This window comes from Bacillota bacterium (assembly GCA_013314855.1).
GTDB lineage: Bacteria > Bacillota > Clostridia > Acetivibrionales > DUMC01 > Ch48.
Genome location: JABUEW010000002.1, coordinates 1 through 14,174, shown reverse-complemented (window position 1 = coordinate 14,174; position 14,174 = coordinate 1). Strand labels below are relative to the sequence as shown.

11 protein-coding genes and 2 tRNA genes are annotated in these 14,174 nt (G+C 38.1%); 9 read left to right on the top strand and 4 right to left on the bottom strand.

The features are described 5' to 3' along the window. Positions 1-96 precede the first annotated feature (96 nt). Together HPY74_00640 and HPY74_00635 are read right to left on the bottom strand one after the other, a co-directional pair. A complete protein-coding gene (locus HPY74_00640; GenBank protein ID NSW89184.1) occupies positions 97-579 on the bottom strand; it encodes a DUF3368 domain-containing protein in 483 nt (160 codons plus the stop codon). A 4-nt stretch (positions 580-583) separates the two neighbouring features. Then, positions 584-859, bottom strand: coding sequence for a UPF0175 family protein (locus HPY74_00635; protein ID NSW89183.1), 276 nt, complete (start codon positions 857-859; stop codon positions 584-586). A gap of 259 nt (positions 860-1,118) precedes the next feature. Here HPY74_00635 and HPY74_00630 point away from each other — a divergent pair, with 259 nt between their 5' ends. After that, positions 1,119-2,600, top strand: coding sequence for a fucose isomerase (locus HPY74_00630; protein ID NSW89182.1), 1,482 nt, complete (start codon positions 1,119-1,121; stop codon positions 2,598-2,600). Here the strand turns inward: HPY74_00630 and HPY74_00625 are convergent. Then, positions 2,593-3,099: a superoxide dismutase family protein gene (locus HPY74_00625; protein ID NSW89181.1), complete on the bottom strand. Its 507-nt coding sequence runs from the start codon at positions 3,097-3,099 to the stop codon at positions 2,593-2,595. The genes HPY74_00630 and HPY74_00625 overlap by 8 nt on opposite strands. 357 nt (positions 3,100-3,456) lie before the next feature. Here HPY74_00625 and HPY74_00620 point away from each other — a divergent pair. The 8 genes from HPY74_00620 to HPY74_00585 all read left to right on the top strand — a co-directional run bounded on the left by HPY74_00620 (position 3,457) and on the right by HPY74_00585 (position 12,408). Further along, positions 3,457-3,531, top strand: a tRNA-Val gene (locus tag HPY74_00620). A 5-nt stretch (positions 3,532-3,536) separates the two neighbouring features. Continuing rightward, a tRNA-Ala gene (locus tag HPY74_00615) sits at positions 3,537-3,612 on the top strand. A gap of 111 nt (positions 3,613-3,723) precedes the next feature. Then, positions 3,724-5,898 (top strand): glycoside hydrolase family 3 C-terminal domain-containing protein, encoded by a 2,175-nt coding sequence (locus HPY74_00610; protein ID NSW89180.1) that lies wholly within the window; start codon positions 3,724-3,726, stop codon positions 5,896-5,898. A gap of 227 nt (positions 5,899-6,125) precedes the next feature. Beyond that, a complete protein-coding gene (locus HPY74_00605) occupies positions 6,126-6,578 on the top strand; it encodes a MarR family transcriptional regulator (GenBank protein NSW89179.1) in 453 nt (150 codons plus the stop codon). A gap of 54 nt (positions 6,579-6,632) precedes the next feature. Then, positions 6,633-8,411, top strand: a complete 1,779-nt coding sequence (locus HPY74_00600) for an ABC transporter ATP-binding protein (protein NSW89178.1) — start codon at positions 6,633-6,635, stop codon at positions 8,409-8,411. A 226-nt stretch (positions 8,412-8,637) separates the two neighbouring features. Further along, the gene (locus tag HPY74_00595; GenBank protein ID NSW89177.1) at positions 8,638-10,452 is read left to right on the top strand and encodes an ABC transporter ATP-binding protein; all 1,815 of its coding nucleotides are present in this window, start codon (positions 8,638-8,640) and stop codon (positions 10,450-10,452) included. Between the two features lie 144 nt (positions 10,453-10,596). Continuing rightward, complete coding sequence (locus HPY74_00590) at positions 10,597-11,181, top strand: TetR/AcrR family transcriptional regulator (GenBank protein NSW89176.1); 585 nt, start codon at positions 10,597-10,599, stop codon at positions 11,179-11,181. A 105-nt stretch (positions 11,182-11,286) separates the two neighbouring features. Further along, entirely contained in the window at positions 11,287-12,408 is a 1,122-nt protein-coding gene (locus HPY74_00585; protein ID NSW89175.1) for an NAD(P)-dependent oxidoreductase, read from the top strand. A 52-nt stretch (positions 12,409-12,460) separates the two neighbouring features. Here the strand turns inward: HPY74_00585 and HPY74_00580 are convergent, their stop codons facing one another. After that, positions 12,461-14,065, bottom strand: coding sequence for an AarF/ABC1/UbiB kinase family protein (locus HPY74_00580; protein NSW89174.1), 1,605 nt, complete (start codon positions 14,063-14,065; stop codon positions 12,461-12,463). Positions 14,066-14,174: the final 109 nt, after the last annotated feature.

Genomic DNA, 14,174 nt, shown 5'->3' with positions numbered 1-14,174 from the left:
TAAGACCTTTACGGAAGAAATGCTATTATTGTATAGATATGCACGTTACTAAATAATAATTTAAATTATAAATACGAGTAATTAATTATAATAGCATTACTCACCGCTCATCTCCAATATCTTTAGCTTTACATCATCACTAATTCTAATTCCGTTTTGAATCATTAATTTAATTTGTTCTCCAACATTATTTATGAGCTCTTTATGTTTTGCTATTACCAGAATGCCAAGACTTCCTATCACATCAAGACTATGTCGTTTTGCTATTTTTCTACCCTTTGCTTCATCAATAATTACATTATTAATACCAAGTTCTTTCGCTAAAGCTATAACCTCGGCTTCACCTTTATCTAAATAATCATTCAAAAACTCAATAAGAATAAGGTTATTTGCAGATACAATCTTAAATCCTGCATTACCATCTATAGCTTTAAATATTGTATCATCTTTTCCATTAACAACCGTCTCATTATATACTTCTTGAGGAATAACTATTTCAGAAAATATTTTCGGTAAAAGCTCAAGCTTTTTAATACCGCCCAGTGCTATCAAAGGAGACGAATTAATAATTGCCTTCATTGTCTTACTCCTTCAAAAGCTTTTCTATAGTTTGAATTTCTGTTTCTAATTCTTCCTCATCCCAATTAAACAAGCTCTTTCCTTTATCACTTAAATATTTTATAAAGTCTTCCTTACATAATCCTGCCAACCGGGCACTTTTACCAAGGGAAAGCTTTGAAGTACTATATAACTCCACAGCCATAACCTTTTTTATATCTTCCGAAAACTCTTTCGTACTTTTATTAACACTAATAATTACATCCTGCGGAATATCAATTTCGATTTTTATTTTTTCCATAAACTCATTCCTCTTATTTGATATTTACTAACTTTATTATACTACAATAGCAAATGAATAACAAGTTAACTTTTGCAATTTTGCAACCTTATTGCCTTATTGCCTTATTGCTTGTACTCGTGTACATTTAATGATATAATTATTATGCACTCTATTATACAGGAGTGGATATTGTTAACGGATAATTCTTAGATTTGCGCGATTTATGCTTATGTACTTTACTTATGTACTTATTTATATTAAGAAGGGGGCTGTTGATATGTTAAATATCCCACAGGTTAAAATGGGAATTGTTGCAGTAAGCAGAGATTGCTTTCCCGTCACTTTAAGTGAGAAAAGAAGAAAGGCAGTTGTAGAGGCTTGCAAAGACAGGAAAATTAAAATCTATGAAGCAAATACCACTGTTGAAAACGAAAAGGATGTATTAAAAGCACTTAATGAGTTGAAAAATGCCGATGTGAATGCTTTAGTTGTTTATTTAGGAAACTTTGGACCGGAAGGTCCTGAAACTTTATTGGCTCAAAAGTTTGGAAGTCCTGTGATGTTTGTGGCTGCCGCAGAAGAAACTGAGAACGACTTGATAGGTGGCCGCGGAGATGCATATTGCGGTATGCTGAATGCTTCTTACAACCTGGGATTAAGAAAATTAAAGCCGTATATTCCGGAATACCCTGTTGGCACTGCTGAAGAAATAGCAGATATGATATCGGAATTTGAAGACATTGCGAGAGTTATTCTTGGTCTTTCCAAATTGAAAATTTTCGGTTTTGGACCAAGACCCCAGGATTTCCTTGCGTGTAATGCGCCCATAAAACCTTTATACGATTTGGGCATTGAAATAATGGAAAATTCTGAACTTGACCTTTTTGAAGCATATAATAAACATAAAGATGATCCCAGAATTCCGGATGTAGTAAATGACATGGCTAAAGAATTGGGGAGCGGTAATAACTACCCGGCTGTTTTAGAGAGGCTTGCACAATATGAACTTACATTAAAAGACTGGATGGAAGCGAATATTGGTGCATCGGAATTTGCCGTATTTGCAAATAAATGCTGGCCGGCATTCCAGACCCAGTTTGGATTTGTACCCTGTTATGTAAATTCAAGGTTTGCCTCCAAGGGGATTCCGATAGCTTGTGAAGTGGATATTTACGGAGCACTTAGTGAATACATAATTGCATGTTCTACCTGTATACCTCCTACTATCCTTGATATAAACAATACGGTTCCCAAGGACATGTACCAAAACAACAAACACAAGTTTGCAGGTTACAAGCATACTGATTTATTTATGGGATTCCATTGCGGCAATACTCCTGTATGTTGTATGAAAACGGCACAAATGAAATACCAGTTAATTATGCACCGCCTATTGGAACCCGATAAAGAACCGGATATTACAAGGGGGACGTTGGAAGGGATAATAAGGCCGGGAGAAATAACCATATTCAGGCTCCAGGGTACTGCCGACTGTGTACTTAAAAGTTATGTTGCCCAGGGTGAGGTTATTGATCTGGATCCCAAATCTTTTGGCGGCATAGGTGTGTTTGCAATAAAGGAAATGGGAAGGTTTTACAGGTATGTACTTATTGAAAAGAGGTATCCTCATCATACGGCGGTAGCTTTTAAACATACCGGTAAAGTTTTATTTGCTGCAATGAAAATGCTTGGTATTGAAGAGGTGGATTTTAACCGGCCGGAGGGTATGTTGTATAAGAATGAAGATCCATTTAAATGAGGTGAGATTTGATGACTCCACAAGCCAGCCGTTTTCCAGCCGCTCCTGCAGGCTGGGTCCTGTAGTCATCAGGATTTTCATGTATAATAACTGATTTCCCGATTATATCACGCACCTTAAATTTATTGGTAAAAAAGCACATTCTTGCATATCCGTCATTTGAAAATAATACGGGGAAATCCCCTGCATGATTCCCATGTGGCTGGTTTGTCGGATTCCAGTGTTCTCCTGCCGCTTTGAATGGTTCGGAAGGGTCTCCCACTTCACAATTGCCCGATTCATGTATATGAAAACCATGGGGACCAATCGGTGGTTTGCCGTTTTGAGCAGGTTTATAAGGTGGAAGTCCCCATACTTCAGCGCAGACTTCAACCCCTCCCGGGACATCCTTGAATACAACATAACCACTGAGATTAGGGGCCAGTGGTCCGCCTTTTATCTTCGCCAAAGCAATATCATCATATGCATATAAATATAAATAAGGATTTGTAAATTGCATAATATATCCCCCAATTTTTGTTTAATCATGTATTATTATCTTATTTTACTACTCTATTATATGTTAAACATTGTCATATTGTTATATTATTAAAGACCATAGTTATTACTGGTGAAAATGATAAATAATAGAAAAAGATAATGATATTTGAACATATGAAAAAGAAGCCTGGTTAGTAGAAGCTTGGTTCAGACATAAATTTTTATACAACTGGTTTTTCAAAAAAATTTAATGAATTAATAAAGATAGGCAGTAATAACAGTTAACAAAAAGCTATAAATTTAATATTTGATGATCACTCCGTGTCTTGACAAATTAATGTAATGAAGAGTAATATAAAAATATGAAAAATATGATGGGGGATTAACTCAGTGGGAGAGTGCTATCTTCACACGGTAGAAGTCGTTGGTTCGAATCCAACATTCCCCACCAATTTTGGGGCATTGGCTCAGCTGGGAGAGCATCGCGTTCGCAATGCGAGGGTCAGGGGTTCAAGTCCCCTATGCTCCACCATATCGATAGATTTGTTGGCAAACTAAAGAACAAAAAAGAGTGTATGCCGCAATGTTATTTCAATTTTCAATTAACATTAAAATTAAGAGCTTTTTAGGAGGAGGCATTTTTATGTCAGAAATTCCAGCTTATAAAGATGAAACCCTGAGCTTTGAAGAGCGTGCTAAGGACCTGGTGTCAAGGATGACCTTGGAAGAAAAAGTTTCACAGATGCTTCACAGTTCCCCTGCTATTCCAAGGCTTGGAATACCGGCTTACAACTGGTGGAATGAATGTCTTCATGGAGTTGCCAGGGCTGGTGTTGCAACAGTATTTCCACAGGCAATCGGGCTTGCTGCAACTTTTGATGAAGATTTCATGTATAAGATTGCAGATATAATATCTACAGAAGCAAGGGCAAAATACCATGAATTTCAGCGTAAAGGCGACTGCGGGATATACAAGGGTCTTACATTCTGGTCGCCAAATGTTAACATATTTCGTGACCCAAGGTGGGGAAGAGGCCATGAAACCTATGGGGAAGACCCATATCTTACAGGGAGGCTTGGTGTTGCATTTGTAAAGGGGCTTCAGGGAAACGACCCTAAATACCTGAAACTTATTGCAACTCCAAAACACTTTGCAGTACATAGCGGGCCTGAAGATGAAAGGCATAGTTTTAATGCCGTAGTTTCTCCTAAAGATTTAAGGGAAACATACCTTCCCGCATTCAAAGAATGTGTTAAGGAAGCCAATGCCCAGTCAATAATGGGTGCGTACAATAGAACAAATGGTGAACCTTGTTGCGGAAGCAAAACTCTTCTTCAGAAAATACTACGGGAAGAGTGGGGTTTTGAAGGGTATGTTGTGTCGGACTGTGGAGCTGTCTCTGACTTTCACCTTCACCACAGGGTGACAAACACAGGGCCAGAATCTGCAGCAATGGCTGTTAATAATGGCTGTGACCTAAACTGCGGAAGTACTTTCGGCAATCTCCTGATTGCACATGAAGAAGGACTAATCAGTGAGGAAGCTATTGACAGGGCAGTTATAAGGTTAATGACTGCACGGTTTAAGCTTGGAATGTTTGACAATGAGAGAAAAGTACCTTATGCCAGCATACCGTATGAAGTAAACGACTGTGAAGAGCATAGGAAAGCTGCCCTGGAAGCAGCAAGAAAATCAATGGTTTTACTAAAAAACCAAAACAATATACTTCCACTTAATAAGGCAAAGATTAAAAACATTGCTGTAATAGGACCGAATGCTGATAGCAGAAGTGTATTGTTGGGCAACTATAATGGAACGCCTTCAAGAAGTGTCACAGTACTTGAAGGAATAAGAGAAGCAGTTTTGCCGGGTACAAGGATATTTTACGCACAAGGGTGTCACCTGTACAGGGATAAGGTCGAAAGCCTCGGAGAAATTAAAGATAGATTTTCTGAGGCTATATCAGCTGCTGAAAGGGCGGATGTAGTCATTATGTGTCTTGGGCTGGATGCTTCTATAGAAGGAGAAGAAGGAGACGCATCAAGTGAATATGGCAGAGGGGACAAACCTGATTTGAATTTTCCCGGCCTCCAGCAGGAACTCCTGGAAACAATCTTTAATACGGGAAAACCAATAATATTAGTGATTCTTTCAGGAAGCGCCCTTGCAATTACCTGGGCTGACAAACATATTCCTGCTATCATTCAGGCTTGGTACCCCGGCAGTGAAGGAGGCAAGGCGGTCGCAGAATTGATATTCGGAGAGTACAGCCCTTCGGGCAGGCTTCCGATTACGTTTTACAAGTCAACTGAAGAACTTCCGGATTTCAGGGACTATTCCATGAAAAACAGAACTTACAGGTATATGAAAAACGAGGCTCTATATCCTTTCGGGTACGGCTTGAGCTATACCGGATTTCAATATAGCGATATAAAAGCAAGCAGCAGCGTAATAAATGCCGGAGAAACAGTACATTTTACTGTTTCTGTACAAAATATCGGTAACATTGAGGCTGAAGAAGTGGTTCAGCTATACTTGGCTGACGTTGAAGCATCAGTTGAGGTTCCTGTATGGCAGCTTAGGGGTATAAAAAGGATAAGGCTTGCCCCCGGACAGTCCAAAAATGTATCTTTTACACTTACACCGAGACAAATGGCCCTAATAAACGACGAAGGAAAATGCATTCTTGAACCTGGAAAGTTTGAAGTATATATTGGAGGAAGTCAGCCTGACAAGAGAAGCGAGCAACTTACCGGTACTAAAGTCCAAAAAACCGAATTTTGGGTAACTGGTGAAGCATTAGAACTTGAATATTAAACAAGAACGTGAATATTAAGCAATAAATAAAAATACATACCCTATCAAAAAACAATCCTTCAAAAATAGCCTTGACATAAAAATATTCATGTGTTAATATCTTAATGTTTAGTCGACTAAGTAAATAATAATGTTACAGGTAGTAGTATATTAAATTTCCTTTAAAATACTAGCCTGGAATTAGCTATAATAATTAAAACTGCACATAGTGCATAGGGAGTTATAGAATGATCAAATATGATGAAAATTCACTCAATTTCATATTCAGACATTTAATGCGCTTGTATCATTATAGAACCCATATGCTTTTGAGCAAATTGGGTGTATATCCCGGACAGCCTGCGGTATTGTTTACACTTATGAATCACAATGGAATAAGCCAGAAGGAGCTCGCGGAAAAACTTAAACTAAAAAATGCCACAGTTACTGTTATGTTAAAACGAATGGAGAAAAATCATCTACTTTTTCGTAAAACCGATGATAAAGATCTTCGAGTTTCTAGGGTATATTTAACAGAAACAGGTAGAGAAAAAATAATTGAGATGGAGGAAATATTCACAAGCCTTGAAAAGGAATGCTTTGATGGATTTACGGAAGAAGAAAAAATACTTTTACGACGTTTTTTAATTCATATAAGGGATAATCTTATGAAAGCGTCCAAAGAGTTAAAAGATATATAATTAATAATAAGCTGTCAAAAATAAGCCGTCAAATTAAAAAGAGGTGATTATTACTTGAAAAAACTGGTTAAATATCTAAAGCCATACTGGAAAATGGCCGTTCTTGCGCCGTTATTAATGATGGTTGAAGTCCTTATGGAACTTATGCAACCAAAACTTATGGCTTCCATAGTAGATAATGGTATAACAAATGGAGATATACCTTTTATTCTTAAAACAGGTTTACTGATGATAGCTATATCTATTATAGGTGTTGGAGGAGGTATAGGTGCAACATACTTTTCAAGTAAGGCATCTCAAAATTTTGGTGCGGACTTAAGACTTGATCTTTTTAAAAAGGTGCAGTCATTTTCTTTTGATGCATTGGACAAATTCAGGACTGCTTCCCTTGTGACCAGACTTACAAATGATGTAGTCCAGGTACAGAATGCGGTACTTTTTATGTTGAGAATGTTGGTAAGGGCGCCACTTCTTTGTATAGGAGGCATTATAATGGCCCTGACTATAAATATCAGGTTATCCATCATTATCTTAGTTACAATGCCTTTACTGATTTTATCTATTACTTTTGTTATGAAGAAAGGTTTCCTTCTCTTTACTAAGGTGCAGGAAAGACTGGATAAAGTAAATACAGTTGTGCAGGAAAACCTGGCAGGAGTCAGGGTGGTAAAGGCTTTTGTACGTTCAGAATATGAAAACCGGAGATTTGCAACGGCTAATCAAAGCCTAACAGACATTACTATAAAAGCTGCTCGTATTGTTGGAGCTATTATGCCATTAAACATGCTGATAATGAATGGAAGTGTAATAGCCATTATATGGTTTGGTGGTATTAAAGTGAATACCGGAGAAATGTTGGTAGGAGAAATAATGGCATATATTACATATATGACACAAATACTGTTTTCTTTAATGATGGTGGCTTTTATATTCACAATGATTACCAGAGCTAAGGCTTCTGCCGATAGAATAATTGAAGTTCTTAATACTGAAGGTGAAGCAACAGAACCAACCGGAGCAGAACTAAATAAAGCTGTATCAAAGCCTTTAATAAAAGAAATGAAAGAAAGTGTAAATTTTAAAGGGCGTGTAGAGTTTAAAAACGTTTCATTTAAATATAAAGGCGCAACCGGGGATCCTGTACTGAAAAACATTACTTTTACAGCTATGCCGGGTGAAACAATAGCAATAATAGGGCCTACCGGTTCGGGTAAATCTACTTTGGTCAATCTCATCCCCAGGTTTTACGAAGTAACCGAAGGCAGCATTTTAATTGACGGCATAGATATAAGAGACATTGATCTTGAAGAACTTAGAAAAAATATTGGCGTAGTATTACAAGAAAGCATTCTCTTTACCGGTACAATTATGGATAATATTCGCTGGGGTTGTGAGGAGGCATCGGAAGAAGAAGTTATTGAGGCTGCTAAAGCAGCCCAAGCCCATAATTTTATTATGGAATTTCCTGATAAATATAACACAGTATTAGGACAAAGAGGAGTCAATGTTTCAGGGGGACAGAAGCAGAGAATATCTATTGCGAGGGCTTTATTAAAAAAGCCAGCCATTCTCATAATGGATGATAGTACAAGTGCTATTGATATGGAAACAGAGGCAAGGATACAAAGTGCATTGAAGAATCTGATGAAAAATTCAACATGCTTTGTTATAGCACAACGTATCAGCACTGTTATGGAAGCAGATAGAATTATAGTCCTTGAAGACGGAAAAATTGTTGATATGGGTACCCATGAAGAACTTCTACAAACCTGTAGGGTATACCAGGATATTTACAATTCACAGTTGGGCGGAAGGATGGTGGCTTATGTCTAAAACCGGTTATTCACGTGAAGATAACAACCGATTGGGATCAAATGCGGTGCAATATGCCGGAAAGGCTTCTGAAGGCAGGCCGGGGCCGGGTATGAGTGGTACCCAGGGGATGGGAAGTGCCCAAGGCACGGGAAGAGCCCAAGGTGTGAATAGTACCCACGGTGTGGGTGGTAGCCAGGGGATGGGAGGTAGCCCCGGTTTTCAAGGTGGTCCGGGAAGAGGTCCCATGATCGGTCCCGGCCCAGGGAGACATGGCATGATGGGACCTAAAGTCAGGGCAAAGGATGCGAGAGGCACTTTAAAAAGATTGTTAAAATATTTGAACAGGCGAAAAGCGAAATTAATTCTTGTTATTATAATGGCCTTGACAAGCTCGGTGTTAAGCCTTGTAGGTCCTTATCTTACCGGTGTAGCTATTGATACAATTAAAGGCGGAATAGGAAGTGTTGACTTCAAGAAACTGGCTAACATTATATTTATAATGGTAGTATTCTATGGTTTGAGTGCTCTTATGACCTGGCTTCAGACTTTTGTAATGGCTGACATATCACAGAATACAGTGAAGGAATTGAGGAAAGACCTGTTTGAAAAATTGCAGACCCTTCCTGTAAGTTTCTTTGATACCAGGACTCATGGAGAAATAATGAGCAGGCTTACTAATGATATAGAGACAATCAGTAATACTCTAATGCAAAGCGCTGTGCATATGGTTTCAAGCCTTATAACAGTAGTAGGAGCATTTATTATGATGCTGGTACTAAGCCCTCTTTTAACTATTATAAGCCTTATAGTAATGCCTCTGGGGATGGCTTTAACATTTAAAATAGCTGAGAAAACGAGGAAATTGTTTGTTACCCAGCAAAAAGAGCTTGGTGAGATAAACGGATACATTGAGGAAATTGTGTCGGGACAAAGGGTGGTAAAAGCATTTACAAGAGAAAAGAAGGCAGTATTGGAGTTTGGGAATATAAACATAAGGCTTAAAGAGGCGGGAATAAAAGCCCAGATTTTTTCAGGGATAATACCTCCTCTGATGAACGTGCTCAACCAGCTTTCCTTTGCTTTGGTGGCAGGTGCAGGCGGCTGGCTTGTTATAAAGCAGGTAATAACTGTAGGAGTCATTGCAAGTTTTATTACCTATTCAAAATACTTTTCCAGGCCTGTTAATGAAATAGCCAATCAGTTTAATACCATTCAGTCTGCACTGGCAGGTGCCGAAAGAGTATTTGAAATTATGGATCAGGCTCCTGAAGTTAATACTAATAATGCTGAAGAGAAAATTGATATTGAAAATGTAAAAGGCGAAGTTATTTTTGATAATGTATCTTTTTCATACAAAAAAGATGTACCTATATTGAAGAATATCAATATTAAAGCCTGGCCTGGGCAGTCCATAGCCCTTGTCGGTCCTACAGGTGCCGGCAAAACCACCATAGTAAACCTTCTCATGCGTTTTTATGATGTAAACGAAGGCAGTATCCTCATAGATGGAGTGGACATTAGAAAATATGAATTAGAACGGCTAAGGAAGTCTTTGGGGATGGTGCTTCAAGACACATACCTGTTTTCCGGTACAGTCAGGGAAAATATCCGTTACGGCAGGCTGGATGCTACCGACGAGGAAGTTGAAGAAGCTGCGCGTCTTGCCAATGCCCACTCTTTTATTCATAGGCTTCCTGATGGATATGATACCATGATTACTGAGGGAGGTGCTAACTTAAGCCAAGGGCAAAGACAGTTGATTACAATAGCCAGAGCAATATTGGCAGACCCTGCAATACTTATTCTGGATGAGGCTACCAGCAGTGTTGATACCATGACCGAAATGAAAATCCAGGAAGCCATGCTGTCTTTGATGAAAGGACGCACAAGTTTTGTAATAGCTCACCGTTTGAGTACGATAAGAGCAGCTGACCAGATACTGGTAATAAATAACGGAGAGATAATAGAGAGAGGGACCCATGACGGACTGATGGAAGCAAAAGGTTTTTACTATAATCTTTATATGAGCCAGTTCAGGGAACCAGCCCAGATAGCATAAAATTATCATAATAGCATAAAATTATCTATTGACAACTAAGAGGTGTTCTTTTAAAATTAAAATATGAATGAACATTCACTCATTATACGAGTGATATCTTATTGTGTAGTGGTATTGAATAATACCCGGAAATGGCGGTGCATAATGAGACCTGGAAAAAACAAGGAAGCAATAGTGGAATCAAGCCTGAAACTTTTTTGCAGTAAAGGATTTGGCAACACCAGCATTAAAGAAATAGCGATTGATGCAGGGGTGTCGCAGGGAAATATTTACAATTATTTCTCGACCAAAGAGGAAATATTTGAGCATTTGTTCTGTGAGAAATTCCCAGGAAATTTTATTGAACTATTTATTAAAGGGGTATCTTATGATAAAACCTTGGATGAGAATATAGAGACAGTGTTGGATAACCTGGTATCATTTGCAGATGAAAACCTCTACTTTTTCAAGCTGATAATACTGGATGCAAATGAATTTGGCGGAGAATATTTAAGAAAATACAGCAAACCCTTTAATAAACCAATTGAAGATTATTTTGTAAACTCCATTAGATTGCCTGGTTTAAGAAAAGACATTGATTCTACGGATTTTACCCGCTTTTTTGCTTGGTTGCTTTATGCACTGGGTTTAACAGATATCATATATGTTGACACTGCAGAGAAAACTATTAAGAATACGCCTGAGTACAAGATACTGTTAAAAGTACTTAAAAAGGGATTAGGAGAGTGAATTAAATGGCCGAATTTTGGCAATGTGATATAAATAGGTCTTAATAAGTGATACAAATAGGCCTAACAAAATGTAAGGGAATGTAAAGAAAGGAGATTGTTTGGTATGAAAGTATTATTGACGGGAGCCTTTGGAAATGTAGGTAAATACGCTGTTTCTGAATTATTGAAAAAAGGCCATGATGTAACATGTTATGATGTTAGAACAGGAAGAAACATAAAAGCGGCAAAATCATTATCCGGAGAAGTAAAAGTAATATGGGGGAATTTAAAGACGGGAGAAAATCTTGACACAGCAGTAAGGGGACAGGACGTAGTAGTACATTTGGCTTTCATTATTCCTCCTGCCAGTGAAAAGGCTCCGGAACTAGCTTATAAAATTAATGTGGGGGGAACCAGGCGGGTTGTTGAGACAATTAAAGCTCAAGAAAATCCCCCAAAGCTTATATTTACTTCTACAATAGCAGTATATGGAGATTCACAGCATTTGCCACCGCCGCGAAAGGTTGGGGATCCCCTGAATCCTGTAGATAATTATGGCCACCAGAAAATAGAATGCGAAAAAATTGTTATGAGTTCGGGAATACAATGGTCTATATTAAGGCTTGCAGCAGCGCCGTCCATAGATTGGAGAAGGATTGACCCAATAATGTATGATGTGCCGCTAACCGACAGGATAGAGTTTGTACATCCCGGCGATATTGGATATGCCTTGGCAAATGCAGTTGAATCAGAGGAAATATGGGGAAAAATCCTGTTGATTGGTGGAGGGAAAAAATGCCAGATGTATCAAAGGGAGTTCATGGAAAAAGCATTGGATATGCTTGGAATAGGAATGCTGCCTGATGAGGCCTTTGGGAAGAAATGCTACCATACTGACTGGATGGATTCACAAGAAAGCGAAAGGCTTCTTAAATATCAGAAACATACTTTTGATGATTTTCTCAAAGAGCAGGCAAAGCTTTTTGGGAAGAGGGCGTTCTTCATCAAGCTTTTTCGCCCTATTGTGCGCTGGTATCTTTTGTGCCAATCTCCCTACTACCAGGAGTACGTCCGTACTAAGGCCAGGGCAAGAAAGGAAGAAAAAAGGTCGAAAAGGTTTGGCAAGATTGCTCTTGCAACCGAATCCCCAATAAATCATGTAAATAAAAGCAGAAACTATAAAAAATACGGGAAACACAGTATAATAAAGTGGAAACATAACAAAGCAGGAAAAAGAAAGGAATAATTAGTTAGTAAGAAACAAGAAAACCGGTGATTAGACAAGTAAATTTTTGGAGTTAAATTCTACCTGAACGGATTATAGAAATTAAAAGCCAGAAACCTAGGATGGCCGCACCCAGGTATCCTGCAAGGCCAAGTAAATTAATATTGCTAATTCCAAGTATGCGCAGATCTTTCCCCGGTTCAGCCCTAATAATAAGGGAAGAACCCACAATAAGGCCTGCTACTATTACACTAAAAGCAAGACGGTTAATCATTTTATTGAGTTCGCCGACGCTTTTTTCGAGATTTGAATGTTCCAGTTTAACCTTTAACTTGCCTTCAACCGCATTGTTGACAAGGTCGCCAATTCGTAGGGGTATCTTCAGACCCTGTTTTGAAAGCAGGTATAGATTTTCAAGCTGCTCAGTCATATCCTGCTTTAAATCTATTTCTTCAAATTTAAGCCTGCGAATGAAAGGGACTGTTATTTTCATGATATTAATACCAGGAGAGAGGTCGGATATTAAGCTTTCTATAGTCATTATTCCCTTGGCCAGCATTGTAATTTCTCTTGGCATGGCTATGTTATTTCTTCTGCAAACTTTAATCAATTCGTCTATTGCCTCAGGAATATCCATTTCTTCAATTGGAAGATATGCGTAATAACTGTAAAACTCTTCAATTTGAGGTCTTAACTTGTTTGGATTAACATTGCCTTTTTTTATACCAATCCTTAAGACGGCGTTTGTTATGGTGTCTATATTACCTGTTGCTATACCTTCCAATAAAGAAATATACTTCTGTCTCATACTTTTACTTAATGTGCCCATCATTCCGAAATCGATATATGCAATAGTATCTTCCGTTATAATTATATTTCCTGGGTGAGGGTCTCCGTGGAAAAAGCCATCGATAAAAACCTGCTGCATATAGTTATTGGCAAGTTTCAAAGCAATATCGTCAAGATAATAACCTTTCTTTTCAAGTTGCTTTTTATCCGATATTTTTATTCCCTCAATGTATTCCATGACTAGAAGGCTTTGTGTGGTATATCTTTCAAATACTTTAGGGCATTTAATATATTTTACTTTCTTGTTATTTTCAGCAAAAGTTTTAATGTTTTTAGCTTCATTCAAAAAGTCCAATTCTGTTTTCAAGGTATTTCCCAGTTCATCGATAATCTCAACAGGGTCCATAACAGCACCTTGGGGGGTAATTTTCAAAAGTTTGGCCATCCTTCTTAATATATTAATATCGCTGATCATCATATCTTTAATCTTTGGACGCTGGACTTTTACAACAACCCTTTCTCCGTTCTTAAGTTCGGCAAGATGGACCTGGGCTATTGAAGCACAGGCTATAGGCTCACTTTCAAAGGATAAAAAGATATCATCCAAAGGCTTTGCCAGTTCATGCTCTATAATTGCCTTTATATCTTCGAAGCTTTCCGGTTTTACATTGTCCCTTAAGTTCCTGAACTCTTCAATAAAGGGTTGGCTGATAATATCAGGACGCATTGACAAAACTTGCCCGATTTTAATAAAGGTGGGACCCAGTTCCTCCATTGCTGCCCTTACCTGTGCAGGCTTATTTATAATGGCTATGCCATCTTTTAAGCCGTGCTTTACAAAGACCGACATAATCTCCTGTAACCTTTTTATTTCTTTGCCCTTTTCCATATAATCACCTTGCCAATATTGTGGTAAAATGTTTTTTAAAAGTGCCTGTTGCTATGTTGCTATTATATTATACTTATATTTTGGTGGCAAGGGTATACTCCATAAGGCA